A 17,210-nucleotide genomic window follows, 5' to 3' on the forward strand; every position below is an offset into this window, starting at 1 on the left:
TAAAAGGAGAGAAAAAATGGATAAGAGCATTATTACAGTTGTAGGACAAGATACAGTAGGTATCATCGCAAAGGTCTGTACATATTTAGCAGAAAGTGAAATAAATGTATTAGATATTTCACAGACAATAGTATCAGGATATTTTAATATGATGATGATTGTTGATATGCAAAATGCTAAAAAAGAGTTCGCAGTAATTAACGAAGAAATGGAAAAATTAGGCGAAGAAATTGGAGTCTCTGTTAAGTGCCAAAGAGAAGAAATTTTTAATATGATGCACAGAATTTAATTTTCAAAGAAATAAGGCAATTTTTAGATGGAGGACTCTAAATTATGATAAATAGTTTTGAAGTAAAAGAAACAAATGAAATGATTGAAAAAGAAAACCTAGACGTAAGAACAATTACAATGGGTATAAGTCTTTTAGATTGTATAGATTCAGATTTAACTAAGTTAAATGAGAATATTTATAATAAGATTACAACATTAGCAAAAGATCTTGTAAAAGTAGGAAATGACATCGAAAGAAGTTATGGTATTCCAATTGTTAATAAAAGAATTTCAGTTACACCAATTGCTTTAATTGGTGGATCTGCATGTAAAACAATAGAAGATTTTGCATCTATTGCAAAAACATTAGATAGGGCAGCAAAGGACGTTGGTGTAAATTTAATTGGTGGATATTCTGCTATTGTGTCAAAGGGTATGACTGCAGCAGAGGAATTATTGATTAAGTCAATTCCATTAGCATTACACACAACAGAAAGAGTTTGTAGTTCTGTTAATGTTGGTTCTACTAAAGTTGGAATTAACATGGATGCTGTTAAAATGTTAGGTAATATTATACTTGAAGTTGCTAATAATTCTAAAGATAATGATTCAGCAGAATGTATGAAGCTTGTAGTATTTTGTAATGCACCAGATGATAATCCATTCATGGCGGGAGCTTTTCATGGTGTAACAGAAGCAGATGCTATAATTAATGTTGGTGTTAGTGGTCCAGGTGTAGTTAAAAAAGCATTAGAGAGCGTTCGTGGAGAGAGCTTTGAAGTTCTTTGCGAAACTATCAAGAAAACTGCTTTTAAAGTAACTAGAGTTGGTCAGTTAGTTGCTAAAGAAGCTTCAAAAGCATTAGATATTCCATTTGGTATTGTAGACTTATCACTTGCTCCAACTCCAGCTGTTGGTGATAGTGTAGCCGATATATTATGTGAGATTGGTTTAGAGTATGCTGGTGCGCCAGGAACAACAGCAGCACTTGCACTTTTAAATGATCAGGTTAAAAAAGGTGGAATTATGGCTTCATCATATGTTGGTGGATTAAGTGGTGCATTTATTCCTGTTAGTGAAGATCAAGGTATGATTAATGCAGTAGAAGCAGGAGCAATTACAATTGAGAAACTTGAAGCAATGACATGTGTATGTTCGGTTGGTTTAGATATGATTGCCATACCAGGTGATACAAAGGCTTCAACAATTTCTGGAATTATTGCTGATGAAATGGCTATTGGTATGATTAATCAAAAGACAACAGCAGCACGTTTGATTCCAGCAATAGGTAAAAAAGTAGGAGATAAAGTTGAATTTGGTGGCTTATTTGGATATGCTCCAGTAATGCCAGTTAATAATTATTCATGTGAGAATTTTATTAATCGTGGAGGAAGAATTCCTGCTCCAGTTCATAGCTTTAAGAACTAATTTATTGAATGGTAAAGGACTTCTAATTTATTTAGGAGTCCTTTTTTTTATAAGGGGGACAATAAATGAAAAAAATAAAAAAGGCTGTTTTGCTAAAAGGCGATAAGTCAAATTGGGGACATGCATCGGAAGAGATTGCACTTGAATTGGAGAAAAGAAAAATAGATACGTATTTTATTGATTATACAAATATTATTGAAACAATTTCGGGTTTAGATGAGTTTATAGATGATGAGAATGCGATGTTTATAACGTTCAATTTTAGAGGATTAAATGATGAGATTTTTTTTCAAGATGAAGATGGCAGTTCTATTTGGAGTAAATATAGTTTTAAATATATTAATATTTTGACAGATCACCCTAGTTTTTTTCATGATAGATTGATAATTGAAAATAAAAAAATGGTTTTGTATTGCATAGATTATGATTATGTAGAATATATAAAGAATTATTATCCAAAAAGCAAAGTATTTTTCCTAGAAATGGCAGGAAATCTTAGAGTAGATTATAACATGGGCTTTATAGGCGATGATATAAAATATACGGATGTTTCGTATGGAGTCAAGTACAGAGATTATGAGAAAATATTAGATTATGGAGAATTTCTTTTACCAATAAAAGATAGAGAAATGGATGTTACGTTTATTGGAAATTATATACCTGTACAGAATTTGCTCAGTAAAATGGAATGTTTTGAAGAGTTTAAAGTTAATCAAGTAAAACAGATTTTGATTTTGTTAAGCAAGAATAAAAAGGCAACGTTTGAAGAAATTTTAAAACAGTTTTTTGATGATGAAAAAGTTAAATATTCTGATGAAGAGTTTCCACAAAAAGTAGAAGAGTTAAGTACAGTAAATTTGTGCTTAAGAACAATTTATAGAGAAAAATTAATTAGAACGCTTACAAATGAAGATATTAAGATACATGTTTTTGGTGATGATTGGGATTCATTTAAGTGCGATAAACCATGGAATATTATTAGAAGTGCCGAAAGAGTTGATACAAATGAAGCGGTAAAAATCATCCAAAATTCAAAGATTTCGCTTAATTCCATGCCACTTTTAAAGAATGGAGTACACGAAAGAGTATTGACTGCGATGCTTCAAAAAGCGGTTGCCGTAACTGATTCAAATGAATATATAGAGGATAATTTTGAAAAAGGAAAGGATATTGTAACTTATGATTTGAATAGAATTTCAAAGTTACCAAAGAAGATCAAGGGATTATTAGAGAATGAAGAATTGATGCAAAATATAGCGGATAGAGGTTATATAAGGGCACATTCTAACTATATGTGGAAGGATAGAGTCGACGAGCTATTAAAACATATATAAGATTCACTAATAAAACGATTAAAATTAATTATTTTTAATAATCAAAACATCATGGTAAAATAAGTGGCGTAAAAGGATAAATGAATGTGAGGTAAATTATATGAAAATAAACTCTCTAAAAGAAGAATTATCATCAACAACATACCCAGGTAGAGGTATAGTGATTGGTAAAACAAAAGACGGAAAGCATGCAGTTACTGCTTATTTTATTATGGGTAGAAGCGAAAACAGTAGAAATAGAGTTTTCGTTGAAGATGGAGAAGGAATTAGAACTCAGGCGTTTGATCCTTCTAAGTTAACAGATCCAAGCTTAATTATATATGCTCCAGTTCGTGTATTAGGAAATAAAACAATCGTAACTAATGGTGATCAGACTGATACAATTTATGAACTAATGGATAAACAGCTAACATTTGAGCAAGCGCTTCGAACAAGAGAGTTTGAACCAGATGCCCCAAATTATACACCACGTATTTCAGGAATTATGCATATTGAAGGTAATGAATTTAATTATGCAATGTCTATTTTAAAGAGTAATAATGGAAATCCAGAATCTTGTAATAGATACACATTTGCATACAGCAATCCTGTAGCAGGTGAAGGTAGATTTATTCATACTTATATGGGCGATGGTAATCCATTACCAAGTTTTGAAGGTGAACCAACATTAGTAGAAATTGATGGAGATATTGATTCATTTACAAATATGGTATGGGAAAGTCTTAATGATGACAATAAGGTTTCATTGTTTACTAGATTTATAGATATTGAAACAGGAAAATATGAAAGTAGAATAATCAATAAGAATAAATAGGAGATTGGAAGTTATGAAAGAATATGAATTAAAATATGGATGTAATCCAAATCAAAAACCAGCAAAAATTTATATGGAAAACGGCGAACTTCCAATAGAAGTTTTAAGTGGTAGAGCAGGTTATATTAATTTCTTAGATGCATTCAATGGATGGCAGTTAGTAAAAGAAATTAAAAAAGCTACAGGTCTTCCAGCAGCTACATCTTTTAAACATGTTTCACCAGCAGGTGCAGCAGTAGGACTTCCACTTTCAGAAGTTGAAAAAAAGATTTATTGGGTTGATGATATGGATGTTGAATTTACTCCACTTGCAAACGCTTATATCAGAGCAAGAGGTGCAGATAGAATGTCTTCATTTGGTGATTTTATCGCATTGTCTGATGTTTGTGATAAAGAAACAGCATTAGTTATTAAAAGGGAAGTTTCTGACGGAGTAATAGCTCCAGGATATTCAGATGAAGCATTAGAAATTTTAAAATCTAAGAAAAAGGGAAATTATTGTGTGATCAAAATTGATCCAGAATATGAACCAGAAAAACTTGAAAGAAAACAGGTATTTGGCATTACTTTTGAGCAGGGAAGAAATGAATTAGATATTAATGATGAATTTTTCAACAATATAGTTACTGAAAATAAAGAGTTAACTAAACAAGCTAAGATTGATTTAGCTATTGCAATGATTACATTAAAATATACTCAGTCAAATTCTGTATGCTATGTAAAAGGCGGACAGGCAATTGGAATTGGAGCAGGACAGCAATCAAGAATTCATTGTACACGTTTAGCTGGTCAAAAGGCTGATAATTGGTGGTTACGCCAATCACCACAGGTTTTAGGCTTGCAATTTGTAGACAACATAAGAAGAGCGGACAGAGATAATGCAATCGATTTATATATTGGTGAGGATTATATGGATGTTCTTGCTGACGGTGAATGGGAAAAAATCTTTAAGGTTAAACCAGAAGTATTTACTGCTGAACAAAAGAGAATGTGGTTAGATAAAAATACAGGAGTAGCACTCGGTTCAGATGCATTTTTCCCATTTGGTGATAACATTGAAAGAGCACACAAGAGTGGAGTTACATATGTAGCTGAACCAGGTGGCTCAATTAGAGATGATCATGTTATCGATACATGTAATAAATATAATATGGTTATGAGTTTTACGGGAATACGTTTATTCCATCATTAATTTGCTAACATCAGTTATTTGTTATTCTAATATTTTAAGAGGATCTCTTTTATAGAGGTCCTTTTTAAATGCTTTTTAAAAAAATTTTAAATATACATTTTAATAATTTTGAGCTTTTATATTTATAAGTAAAGTGTTCTTTGTGACTTGCAATTTTAGTTATTTATACGTACAATTTATAGTGTTAAAAATAAAAAATGGAGAGAATAAATATGTCTTTACAATTAGTTTTAGGGAATTCAGGTAGTGGCAAGACAACTTTTATGTATAAAAAAATTATCAAAGAAGCCAATGAAAATATAAATAAAAATTATCTTATTATTGTTCCAGAACAATTTACTATGGCTACCCAAAAAGAGATTGTGGAAGCTACTAATAATAAAGCAATTATGAATATAGATGTATTAAGTTTTGATAGATTAGCATATAGAATTTTTGATGAACTTGGTATAAACAATATTAGAATATTAGAAGACACAGGGAAAAGCTTAGTTCTTCGAAAGGTAGCTCAAGAAGAAAAGAAAAACTTAACAGTATTTGCACCAAATATTAATAAAATTGGTTACATAGAAAAAATCAAATCAATTTTATCTGAGTTTATGCAGTATCAAGTTACACCTGATACATTAGAAAATTTAATATCTAGAATGGAAAATGAATCAGTTTTAAAATCAAAGTTATCTGATATATTGGTTTTATATAATGGATTTTATAGATACTTAGAGGGAAAGTATATAACTACAGAAGATGTTTTATCAAAGCTTATGTATAATGCGGATAAATCTGAAATATTAAAAAATTCAGAAATCTTTTTAGATTGCTATACTGGATTTACACCAAGTCAGAATAAATTAATTGGAAAGTTATTAAAAATTGTAGATAAAATTACAGTTTCTTTTACGATTGATTCTAAAGAAGATTATTTGCACACTTCTGGAATTCAAGATTTATTTAATATGCCTAAAAAATCTATTAGTAAGTTACTAAACATGGCACGCGAAAATAATATAAACGTTGAAGAAACTATTCTTTTAGGCATTGAAGATAACAATAAAAATAGATTTATAAATTCGAATGAGCTTAGATTTTTAGAACAAAATTTATTTAGACATCATTCGCATAAATTTTCATCTAGTGACGGTAATTTAGAGCCTAAGCAGGAACAAAATATTGTTATACAAGAAAATGAAGATATATCGCAAGAACAAAAAGAATTAAATTCACAAATTAAAATGTTTGTATGTCAGTCACCACGTTCTGAACTTGCAAATGCTTGCTGCATAATAAATAAATTAGTTAGAAATGAAGGATATAGATATAAAGATTTTGCAATAGTTACAGGTGATGTAGAGGTATATTCTAACTATGTGGAAGAAGTCCTAGGTAAATATGAAATACCATATTTTATTGATCAAACTAAAAAAATCTTATTCCAGCCATTTATTGAGTTGATAAGAGCGGCAATTGAGGTTGTTAAAACAAATTATTCCTATGAAGCGGTATTTAGATTTTTAAGATGCGGATTTAGTGATTTATCTACAAAAGATATAGATGTGTTAGATAATTATGCATTAGCTACTGGGGTTAATAATGCTTCTAAATGGAAAAAAAGATGGGCATATATGCCTAAAAATTCAATAACAGTTGATGAAAATGATGAAAAATTATATTTCAACTATAAATTATCGGAATTAAATGATATTAGAAAGTATATTTATAATCTTTTTCTTCCACTTAAGGAATGCTTTTTGAAAAAAAATAAAAACAACATCAAGGAACAGTTAACAGAATTGTTTAAGTTATGTGATACTCTTAGTGTTGAGGAAAAATTAAAAAATAAGGCTAAAGAGTATGAGGATGCTGGAGATTTAGTCAGAGCCAAAGAATATGGACAAATATATAATATAGTTATTGATTTATTTGAAAAAATAGCAGATTTGTTAGGTGATGAAATCGTTACAACTAAGGAATTTGAAGAGATATTAGATGCAGGTTTTGAATCAGCTAATGTTGCAACTATTCCGGCAAAAGCAGATGGGGTTATTATAGGTGATATTGAAAGAACTAGGTTAAATAACGTAAAATGTTTGATTTTTATCGGTGTAAATGATGGAATTATTCCAGTTTCTGCTTCTTCAGGCGGAATTATTTCTCAATTTGAACGAAGTGTGCTTGAAGATGAATTTGAAATGGAACTTGCACCTAGTACAAGGGATCAGTTTTTTATTCAAAAGTATTATCTATATTTAAATATTACAAAACCAACAGATAAATTATATATTTCTTATCATACAAATGATGCTGAATCAAATCCAGTAAGACCATCTTATTTTGTTGCGACAATTAAAAAGATGTTTCCTGAATTAGAAGAAATAGCAATGTCTGATGAAAAGATTAATAAAGAGTTTTCTACAATGAAAACAGCCATTGAGTTTTTAGTGCATAATCAGGATTATGAAGATACTACATGGTTAACATTATGTAAATCTTTAATGGATGAAAACGATATAATGGATAGCTTTTTCAGAGCTAAATTTTATAGATATTTTAATGAACCAATTAGTAAACTTGTTGCAGAGGCGTTATATGGCAAAAAAATAAGCATGTCAGTGACAAGATTAGAAAAATTTGTGGCATGTGCATATAGCCATTTCTTAAAATATGGTTTGCTTTTAAAGGAGCGTGAAAAAGCAGAATTCCGTTCGCTCGATATAGGAAATATATATCATGATGCGTTAAAACGTTATGGTGATAAGATAGAAGAATCGGATTTTTCGTGGCGATCTATTTCGGATGAAATGCGTAATAAGTGGTCAGATTTATCATTAGAAGAGGCAGTTTTAAACTATGAAGACATTGGAATATTTGATTCGGCTGAAAATAGACATGTTGTAGATAGAATGAAAAGAGTATTGCGTCAAACAATTTGGGCTTTAACTTATCAAATCAAGAGTGGTAAATTTGAACCAAAGGATTTAGAGATTTCTTTTAGTCAAACTGATGATATTGATGCAATCAATTTTGCACTTAGCGAAGAAAAGAGAATTAGATTAAATGGTAAAATTGATAGAATCGATGTAGCTCAAAATGATGACAAGATTTATGTAAAGGTAATAGATTATAAATCTGGTAAACAAAAATTTGATTTGGTTAAGATATATGAAGGTTTACAGTTACAATTGGTTGTATATCTTAGTTCCGCAATGGAAATTAATGCAAAAAAATATGATAATTTCCAAGTTATTCCAGGTGGAATTCTTTACTACAATATAGATGATCCAAGAATAGAAATTAATGAAAGTGAGATTGATCTAAGCAACAAAGAAGAAGCCTCAAAGGCACTTGAAGATGATATTTTAAAAGCTTTAAAACCAAATGGACTTTTAAACGATGATAAAGATGTAATAGAGTCATTTGATCTTAATTGTGAATCAGGTTCAAAAGTCGCGCCATTTTCTTATAAAAAGGATGGTAATCTATCAAGTACTAGTTCTGCAACATCACAAGAAAACCTTGAAGTGTTGTGTGAGTATGTAAAGAATTTTATAAATGTTAATAGTCAAGACATTTTAAATGGTAAGATAGAAGTTAATCCAATAGATGCGGATAGTAAGACCTCTCCTAGTTGTTCATATTGTCCATTTAGTTCTATTTGTGGATATGATAAATCAATTATAGGTTTTAAATCAAGAAATCTTACAAAAATGAAAAATGATGAAATTTATGAGAAAATGAAAGTTGATATTGAGCAGATGAAATATGATTCTAAGAAATTCTTAGAACAGGAAAAAGGTCTTATGTTAGCGGAAGAAAGTAAAGTGTTAGAAAATAAAACATCAGAAAACAAAGAACCAGAAAACAAAGAACCAGAAAACAAAGAACCAGAAAATAAAGAGAAAGAAGGTGACAACTAATGGGCGAGGTAAAATGGACCAAAGATCAGCAAAAAGTTATTGATTATAGGGATAGAGATATTTTAGTTTCTGCAGCAGCTGGTTCAGGAAAAACCGCTGTTTTGGTAGAAAGAATTATTAAAATCATTACGGATAAAGAAAATCCTGTTGATATAGATAAATTATTAGTTGTTACTTTTACAAAAGCAGCAGCAGCTGAAATGCGAGAAAGAATAACAAAAGCTATTGATAAGCAATATGAAAAAGATCCTGAGAATTTGAATTTGGAGAAGCAATTGACATTAGTTCATAATGCAAATATCACAACAATCGATAGTTTTTGTAATAGTATTGTAAGAAATCATTTTGGAGAAATCAATCTTGAACCTAATTTTAGAATTGCAGATCAAGGTGAACTTAAATTAATTCAACAAGATGTAGTTGATAAACTTTTTGAAGAGTATTATGAAGAAAAAAATGAAGATTTTTTAAATCTGATTGATACCTATACAAATGGAAACAAAGATAAAGCGATAAGGGATATTATTTTGCAAATTGCTAATGAAGCAGAGAGTAATCCATGGCCTAAAGAGTGGATTGTTTCCTTAAAAGATGATTATTCACAAGAAAAAATAAAAGAAATCATGACATCTAATTTATTTGATAGTATTTTAAAAAATACAAAAAATACTCTAAGAGACTTTTTAAATAAAACTAAATTATGTGTAGAAGAGTCTAAAGAATATGATGCCTTACAAAAAGTTACAGATGTTTTAGAGCACGATGCGGCGTTTTATGAAAAGGCTATAGAAATAGATGATTTTGAAAAAATGAGAGAAATCATAAAAAGTAACTCTTTTTGCAGGTGGCCAGGTGGAAAAGCATCTGATGAAGTGAAATTCAAAAAAGATGCATTAAATAAAATTAGAAAAAGTATGAAGGACGAGATTGAAGCAATTAAAAAAAACTACTTTGCTTTATCGATAGATGCTGTTGTTACACAAATGCAAACAATAGCACCTTTTGTAAGTACCATTGTTGATATTACTCTTAAATTTGTGGAGGAATATGAAAAAGCAAAACAGGATAAGCATGTTGCGAGTTTTAGTGATGTAGAGCATTTTGCTTTAAAGATTCTTGTAAACGAGGAAACAAAAGAAATTACGGATGTTGCTAGACAGTATCAAGCTAATATTCATGAAATAATGATTGATGAGTACCAAGATAGTAATGACCTTCAAGAAGCTATTTTGACTGCAATTTCTAAAAATGCGGTAGGTGGGCACAACTTATTTATGGTAGGAGATATTAAACAAAGTATCTACAGATTCAGACAGGCTAAGCCTGAATTATTTATGGATAAATATAATCGTTTCAAAGTGGGCGAAGAGGCAAAAGAGCAGAGAATCGATTTGGCAATGAACTTTAGAAGTAGAATAGAAGTTGTTACATTTGTTAATGATATTTTCAAAAAAATTATGAATGCTGATTTAGGAAATGTAACATATGACAAGGCTGCTTCATTGAATTGTGGAGCTAATTATATCGAAAATACAGGAAATGAACCAGAAATATTGCTTTTTGAAGGTGCCAAAGAATCAGAGGATTCTAAAATTGTTGTTGAAGCGAAAATGGTAGCAAATAGGATTAAAAAATTAGTTAAAGAGCACAAAGTAGTTGATAAAGAAACAAATCAGTTAAGAGAAGTAAAATATTCTGATATTGTTATTTTGCTTAGAAGTACAACAGCTGGACAGGATTTTCTTAAAGTACTTTTGGATAATGGAATTCCAACAACAATGCAGACTCGAACTGGTTATTTTTCAGCAAAAGAAGTTCAAACGGTTCTTGCATTTTTGATGATTTTGGATAATCCATATCAGGATATTCCAATGGTAACTGTATTAAAGTCAGAATTTGCAGGTATTTATGATGATGAACTTGCAGAACTTAGAATATCAATGAAAAAACCACAATTTTCTTATGTTGTTGTAGAATATTGTAATGATTTGTTAGAAAAAGCAAAACAAGGCGAAGAATTTGAGCGTGAATCACTTGAGTATAAATTGTATAATTTTTGGAAAAAATATATAAAAATACGAAACCATGTTGTTGATACTTCTACACATGAATTAATTCAGTTGATTTTTGATGAATTTAATTATTTAAATTATGTAGTAGCTATGCCAGCAGGAGATAGAAGAGAAGCAAACCTAAAGATGCTTTTAGAAAAGGCTATTGCCTACGAAAACACAAGTTATAAGGGTGTATTTCATTTCGTGAGATTTATCCAGCAAATGAAAAAATATGAAATAGATTTTGGTGAGGCAGATGTATCAAGCGAGGACTCTAATGAAGTGAAAATTATGACAATTCATAAAAGTAAAGGATTAGAGTTCCCAATTGTATTTGTTTCTAATTTAGATAAACAATTTAATGATCAAGATTCGAAACAGATAGTTGTTTTGGATCAAAAATTAGGTCTTGGAATACAAGAAATGGGAGCTACTCCTCGATATAAGAGAGAGTCATTTAGGAGAAAAATGATTAACGAGAAAATAAAAAAAGATAATCTTGGAGAGGAACTTAGAATTCTTTATGTAGCACTTACAAGAGCTAAAGAAAAGCTGATTTTAACAGGATGTTTATCAAAGTCGTATGAGGATTTTATCAAGGAAGTTAAGGGACAAGCCAAAGAAGGAATGTTTTTAGATTATAATACTCGTTATAAGGCTAAAAATTATTTAAATTGGATTGTACCAGCAGTATTATCGTATAATGGATTGAGTGATCATAATTATAATATCGATATTATTACTCAAGAAGATCTTGTTACAGAGACAATTGAAGAAATTGCAGAAAATAAAATGGACGAGATGACTTTAAAGAATACAATAAACGATTTTGAACCAGATGATATGGCATGTGTTGCTGATAAAATAGAGTATGAATATCCTTTTAAAGAGGATATTGATAAAAAAATAAAATATTCTGTTTCAGAAATAAAAAAACAAGCAATGGTCGAAGCCTTTGAAAATGAAATAGGTGAAGAAACTCCAATTTTAGATATTATAAAAAAAGATGTGGAGGAGAATAAACGAATTCCTAATTTTATTGAACAAAATGAAGCTAGTGAGAATCTTGGAGCCAAACGAGGAACAGCTGTGCATAGATTATTACAATGCATTAATTTTAAGGAATTATTAGTTTTAGAGGATTATTCTTATGGAACGATTAAAAGCTTTTTAGAGGCTCAAATAAAGAGAATTTTAGCTCACAAATTAATGTCTAAAGAGGATATTGATATAATTTATATGCAAGGTATTTGCAAGTTTTTAAGCAGCAAATGTGCATTAAAAATGGCAAAAGCAGATAAAGAGGGTAAATTATATTGTGAAAAACCATTTGTTATGTTGTATAATGATGCTTTAGTGCAAGGTATTATCGATGTTTTCTGGATAGAAGATGGAAAAATTATGCTTCTTGATTATAAAACAGATAAAGTTGCAAATGAACAAGAGCTGATTAAACGATATGCTAAACAGTTAGAACTATACGAAATAGCACTAAATAGAGTATTTAATGTGCAACAAGATACATTGAAAAAGACAGAAAGGTTAATCTATTCATTTTGTTTAGATAAGGTTATAAAAGTATGAGTCAAATTATTTTAGCATCTAATTCACCAAGAAGAAGACAATTATTAGAGCAAATAGGAGTTGAATTTGAAGTTTGCCCTGCTAAAGGAGAAGAAACTATTACTAAAAAAGAGCCAAGTGAGGTTGTTGTCGAATTAGCACAGCAAAAAGCATTAGAAGTGGCTTCAATGCTAAATGAATATAATTTATCTCATTTAGAGTTGACAACTCCACAAGATATTTTAGTCATTGGTGCAGATACAGTTGTGGCATTTGATGGAAAGATTTTAGGGAAACCAAAAGATGAACAAGATGCCAAAAATACCCTTGCAATGCTTCAAGGAAATACCAATGAAGTTTACACGGGAGTGAGTCTTGTTTTTATAGATAAAAAAGGCAGAGCCGGAGTTCATAATTTCTTTGAAAAAACAGATGTTACAATGTGTAAAATGTCCGAAAAAGAAATAGAGAGATATGTTGCAAGCGGAGAACCAATGGATAAGGCTGGAAGTTATGGGATTCAAGGAAAATGCGCTATTTATATTGAAAAAATACATGGAGATTATAACAATGTTGTGGGACTCCCAATAAGTAAATTATATCAAGAATTAAAAAGTGTTGGAATTGATCTTTATTTGTGGTAGAATATCATGGTGCTTCTATGCAACAAATAAAAGCTTACGGAGGAATCTTTAACATGAACGAGTATGATGAAGTAGTATTAGAAACATTTTTAGAAAATCAAGAACAATTATTTTCAGAGAGTGTCGCAGAAACGCCTGAAGAGGCTGAGGCATTTTTAGAAGATTGTATGGCAATCGTTTGTGCTAATTTTAAGGAGGTAAAGCAGTACTTTAATGAGGCTGGAACTGATATTTCAGGCATGACAGATGAAGACATCAGAGAAGCAAGTGAAGTGTTTGAACTCCCAGATGGAAGATTTTTAATAGTAGAAGGGTAGCTTTTGAATAGGTGGTGAATGCAAGACAGTGAATTGGGAGTTTGATATATTATATTTCTTACAAGGTATACATAATACTGTACTAAACAAAATTATGGTTATTGTTTCGACAATGGGTAACGCAGGATTATTTTGGATAATTCTTGCATGTATTTTGTTAATAAGTAAGCAAACGAGAAAGTGCGGAATTCAAATGATAGTTGCTATGTTAATAGCGTTAATAATCGGAAATGGAATAATTAAAAACAGTGTACAAAGAATGAGACCATGTTGGATAGATGAATCTGTTAAATTACTTATTAAGAATCCAAAAGATTTTTCATTTCCTTCAGGACACAGTTTGAATGGTATAGTTGCTGCAGTTACTATTTATTGCAATAATAAGAAATATGGAATTATAGCCATAATATTTGCGCTTATTATAGCTTTTTCGCGACTATACAATTTTGTTCATTTTCCAACAGATGTATTATGTGGATTATTATTAGGAACAATAATTGCTATAATGACTAATGAGTATTTTGAGACAAGTAAGAAAAATCCATTTAAGAAATTATATTAAAAATGTGTAATTTTTAAGAATATTTTTAAAAACATTTTTAAGAAACATTCAAAATAAAAAATTAAAAAGTCATAATGACAAAAATATAAAAAAGCCGTAGGGTAAATGCTTATTATAAATTTAAGCAAGATCCAACGGCTTTTTTTATGTAGCTTTTAATATAGTTTCAAAGTATATTTCAAAGTATATTTCAAAGAATTATATTTATATATTTTAAAACAATTTTATATATTTTAAAGAATTATTTTTGCAAATTTTTAAGCATGATATCATTACTACGTTTGATAAATTTAGTCATATCATCAACACTAAGTGGAGCGTTTGTGATGCGTGCTAAATCATAAAGTTGCTCAACATATAATGAAACATCATCTGCGTCGTTATTCTCAAAAATGTATTTAACAAGAGCATTATTAGCATTAAGTGTTAATGTCTCATCTGCGGCAAACATATTTGGATCCATCGCACCCATACCGTTTGCAGCATACATTTTAAACATATCCTGCATTCTTCGACCTTGCTCAGAAAGAGTAAGGATAGAAGCAATTTCTTCATTTTTTAAGCTTTCAACTTTAACAGTTAATTTATCTTTATTTAATACTTTTTTGAATAATTCGCTTAAAGTTGTTGCTTCATTTGATAAATCTTCATTGTCATTTTTTAATGTATCAGTTAAATCAGCATCGATTCTCATAAATTTGTAATCAGAGTTACGTTGCTCAAGTTGTGTGATAAAAGATGTATCAATTGTGCTATTTAAAATAACAGCATTCATGTTTTGCTCTTTAAACAAGTTGATGTATTGACCTTGTTGATTCAAATCTGTTACATAGTAGATAGTAGTGCGTTTGTCTTCTTCTTTAGTACTATCATTATTATCAGAGTTAGAATCTTTAGTGTCGTCATTTTTTTCTATAGGTTTAAGTAATTCTGGCAATGTCTGATATTTATCATAAATATCTTTGAATAGGATATAATCATTCATTTTATCGCAGAATTTTGTATCTTTTAAGCAACCATATTTAATGAATGGGCTGATGTCATCCCAGTATTTTTCATAATTTTCTTTATCAGTTTTGCATAAACCAGATAATTTGTCAGCAACCTTTTTAGTGATGTAATCAGAAATTTTCTTAACGAATCCATCATTTTGTAGAGCAGAACGTGAAACGTTAAGTGGTAAATCAGGACAATCAATTACACCTTTTAGTAACATTAAGAATTCAGGAATAACTTCTTTAATGTTATCAGCGATGAAAACTTGGTTGTTATATAATTTGATAGTTCCTTCAATTGATTCATATTCTGTATTGATTTTTGGGAAATATAAAATACCTTTTAAGTTAAAAGGATAATCCATATTTAAATGAATCCAAAATAGTGGTTCTTTGTAGTCGTTAAATACTTTACGGTAAAAATCAATATATTCTTCGTCAGTACAATCTTTTGGAGTTTTAGCCCAAAGTGGGTGTATGTCGTTGATTGGTACAGGACGTTTTTTGATTTTTAATTTATCAGTTGCAGGAGATACTTCAACTACTTCTTTTTCTCCATTTTCGTTTGTTTTTTCTTCTGTTTTAGCTTCTTCATGAATTTCTTCAATTACAGTATCTGTATCAAGTTTATCTTCTTTATTGATTACTTCAAATTCATCAGCTGCTGTTACATTTTTAATGTAAATTTCAGTTGGCATAAATGAACAATATTTAGAGATTACTTCACGAGCCTTATATTCGTTAACGAATTCAAGACAGTCTTCGTTCATATATAATGTGATTTCTGTACCAACAGTGTCTTTAGTACCATCAGTCATATCAAATTCAGTACCACCATCACAGCTCCAGTGAACAGGAGTAGCACCTTCAGTGAATGAAAGAGTATCGATTGTTACTTCATCAGCTACCATAAATGCTGAATAAAATCCTAAACCAAAGTGTCCGATAATTTGATCATCACTTGATTTATCTTTATATTTTTCAATAAAGTCTGTAGCACCAGAAAAAGCTACTTTATTAATATATTCCTCAACTTCTTCACCTGTCATACCAAGACCGTTATCGATGAATTTTAAAGTTTTTTCTTCAGGATTAAGTAAAACTTGAATTTGAGGTTTATAATCTGCTGGCAAAGAATACTCGCCCATCATATCTAATTTTTTTAATTTAGTAATAGCGTCACAGCCATTTGAAATTAATTCACGATAGAAAATATCGTGATCAGAATATAACCATTTTTTGATTATAGGGAAAAGATTATCGCTATCAATAGATAAGTTTCCATGTTTGTTGTTACTCATAATTATCGACTCCTTTATCAAAAATATATTAATATGTTTATTATCTTTTTTTATACAATATGATGATAAAACTAAAAAAACAAAAAGTCAATAGAAAATTAGCACTCTTTTGAAATGAGTGCTAACAGAAAAAATATCAGATGAATATAAAATGAATAAATATTAATATTTTTATGCAAAATATGAATATTATACTTGATTTTTGAATATATTATGATATAATATTCATTGTAAACAAATAAATATGCATAATATTCATTTGAATATTCAAAATAATTATTTGTTTATAAATATTAGTTTACAATACAAGCAGAATTAATTAATATGAAAGTAGAGGCCACTCTTTCATATTAATATAGTTTTAGGAAGATGAATTGGAAAAAGAATATGGAAGAGATTTTTTGTTTATATTAGGAGGAGTTATTATGTTAAATATAGAATTAATAGGCGAATCAGAAGTAGTTGTAACAAAAGATAATACAGCTAAAGCACTTAAAAGTGGTGAATTAGAAGTTTTTGCTACACCTGCTATGATTGCTCTTATGGAAGAAGCTGCTTGTAATTGTATTGCTGGACATCTAGAGAATGGACAAAGTAGTGTTGGAACTAAACTCGACATAGTTCATATCTCTCCAAGTCCGGTTGGAATGAAAGTGACTTGCACGGCAAGGCTAGTTGCCATCGATAATCGTTCGCTTGAATTTGAAATCGAAGCGCGTGATGAAAAAGGAGTTATCGGTAAAGGAAGTCATTCACGTTTTATTGTCGATAAAGTTAAATTTCAAAACAAAGCCGACAGTAAAAAATAATTTTTATGATAAA

Annotated in this window: 12 protein-coding genes; 11 read left to right on the forward strand and 1 reads right to left on the reverse strand. The window is 29.8% G+C overall.

From position 1 onward, the window contains the following. Nucleotides 1-16 precede the first annotated feature (16 nt). The 10 genes from BMY79_RS04070 (at nt 17) to BMY79_RS04115 (ending at nt 14,092) form a co-directional block, all read left to right on the forward strand. Nucleotides 17-289 (forward strand): ACT domain-containing protein, encoded by a 273-nt coding sequence (locus BMY79_RS04070; RefSeq protein ID WP_022747742.1) that lies wholly within the window; start codon nt 17-19, stop codon nt 287-289. 44 nt (nt 290-333) lie between these two features. Continuing rightward, on the forward strand, nt 334-1,698 hold the full coding sequence (locus BMY79_RS04075) for a PFL family protein (protein ID WP_074730464.1): 1,365 nt from the start codon (nt 334-336) through the stop codon (nt 1,696-1,698). Nucleotides 1,699-1,763: 65 nt separating this feature from the next. Further along, the gene (locus BMY79_RS04080) at nt 1,764-3,032 is read left to right on the forward strand and encodes a glycosyltransferase family protein (RefSeq protein WP_027422543.1); all 1,269 of its coding nucleotides are present in this window, start codon (nt 1,764-1,766) and stop codon (nt 3,030-3,032) included. A 100-nt stretch (nt 3,033-3,132) separates the two neighbouring features. Then, the gene (locus BMY79_RS04085) at nt 3,133-3,846 is read left to right on the forward strand and encodes an IMP cyclohydrolase (protein ID WP_022747738.1); all 714 of its coding nucleotides are present in this window, start codon (nt 3,133-3,135) and stop codon (nt 3,844-3,846) included. A gap of 13 nt (nt 3,847-3,859) precedes the next feature. After that, a complete protein-coding gene (locus BMY79_RS04090; protein WP_074730465.1) occupies nt 3,860-5,038 on the forward strand; it encodes a phosphoribosylaminoimidazolecarboxamide formyltransferase in 1,179 nt (392 codons plus the stop codon). Nucleotides 5,039-5,250: 212 nt separating this feature from the next. Next, nucleotides 5,251-8,952, forward strand: coding sequence for a PD-(D/E)XK nuclease family protein (locus BMY79_RS04095; RefSeq protein WP_074730466.1), 3,702 nt, complete (start codon nt 5,251-5,253; stop codon nt 8,950-8,952). Further along, on the forward strand, nt 8,952-12,590 hold the full coding sequence (gene addA, locus BMY79_RS04100) for a helicase-exonuclease AddAB subunit AddA (RefSeq protein WP_074730467.1): 3,639 nt from the start codon (nt 8,952-8,954) through the stop codon (nt 12,588-12,590). The genes BMY79_RS04095 and addA overlap by 1 nt, the downstream gene beginning before the upstream one ends. Beyond that, nucleotides 12,587-13,213, forward strand: a complete 627-nt coding sequence (locus tag BMY79_RS04105; protein WP_027422540.1) for a Maf family protein — start codon at nt 12,587-12,589, stop codon at nt 13,211-13,213. Before addA ends, BMY79_RS04105 begins: the two co-directional genes overlap by 4 nt. A 53-nt stretch (nt 13,214-13,266) precedes the next feature. Beyond that, nucleotides 13,267-13,530, forward strand: a complete 264-nt coding sequence (locus BMY79_RS04110; RefSeq protein ID WP_022747732.1) for a hypothetical protein — start codon at nt 13,267-13,269, stop codon at nt 13,528-13,530. 28 nt (nt 13,531-13,558) lie between these two features. Continuing rightward, nucleotides 13,559-14,092: a phosphatase PAP2 family protein gene (locus tag BMY79_RS04115; protein WP_022747731.1), complete on the forward strand. Its 534-nt coding sequence runs from the start codon at nt 13,559-13,561 to the stop codon at nt 14,090-14,092. A 241-nt stretch (nt 14,093-14,333) separates the two neighbouring features. Here the strand turns inward: BMY79_RS04115 and htpG are convergent, their stop codons facing one another. Further along, on the reverse strand, nt 14,334-16,388 hold the full coding sequence (gene htpG / locus BMY79_RS04120) for a molecular chaperone HtpG (RefSeq protein WP_034230078.1): 2,055 nt from the start codon (nt 16,386-16,388) through the stop codon (nt 14,334-14,336). Nucleotides 16,389-16,813: 425 nt separating this feature from the next. On the opposite strand from htpG, the gene BMY79_RS04125 reads away from it, so the two are divergent. Further along, nucleotides 16,814-17,197: a thioesterase family protein gene (locus tag BMY79_RS04125; RefSeq protein WP_027422098.1), complete on the forward strand. Its 384-nt coding sequence runs from the start codon at nt 16,814-16,816 to the stop codon at nt 17,195-17,197. Nucleotides 17,198-17,210: the final 13 nt, after the last annotated feature.

The organism is Lachnobacterium bovis (genome assembly GCF_900111325.1).
GTDB lineage: Bacteria > Bacillota > Clostridia > Lachnospirales > Lachnospiraceae > Roseburia > Roseburia bovis_A.

Excerpts from the sequence above, each read along its gene's own strand:
- BMY79_RS04070 (WP_022747742.1), top strand. The coding sequence starts at position 17 with ATGGATAAGAGCATTATTACAGTTGTAGGACAAGATACAGTAGGTATC.
- BMY79_RS04075 (WP_074730464.1), top strand. The coding sequence starts at position 334 with ATGATAAATAGTTTTGAAGTAAAAGAAACAAATGAAATGATTGAAAAA.
- BMY79_RS04080 (WP_027422543.1), top strand. The coding sequence starts at position 1,764 with ATGAAAAAAATAAAAAAGGCTGTTTTGCTAAAAGGCGATAAGTCAAAT.
- BMY79_RS04085 (WP_022747738.1), top strand. The coding sequence starts at position 3,133 with ATGAAAATAAACTCTCTAAAAGAAGAATTATCATCAACAACATACCCA.
- BMY79_RS04090 (WP_074730465.1), top strand. The coding sequence starts at position 3,860 with ATGAAAGAATATGAATTAAAATATGGATGTAATCCAAATCAAAAACCA.
- BMY79_RS04095 (WP_074730466.1), top strand. The coding sequence starts at position 5,251 with ATGTCTTTACAATTAGTTTTAGGGAATTCAGGTAGTGGCAAGACAACT.
- addA (WP_074730467.1), top strand. The coding sequence starts at position 8,952 with ATGGGCGAGGTAAAATGGACCAAAGATCAGCAAAAAGTTATTGATTAT.
- BMY79_RS04105 (WP_027422540.1), top strand. The coding sequence starts at position 12,587 with ATGAGTCAAATTATTTTAGCATCTAATTCACCAAGAAGAAGACAATTA.
- BMY79_RS04110 (WP_022747732.1), top strand. The coding sequence starts at position 13,267 with ATGAACGAGTATGATGAAGTAGTATTAGAAACATTTTTAGAAAATCAA.
- htpG (WP_034230078.1), bottom strand. The coding sequence starts at position 16,388 with ATGAGTAACAACAAACATGGAAACTTATCTATTGATAGCGATAATCTT.
- BMY79_RS04125 (WP_027422098.1), top strand. The coding sequence starts at position 16,814 with ATGTTAAATATAGAATTAATAGGCGAATCAGAAGTAGTTGTAACAAAA.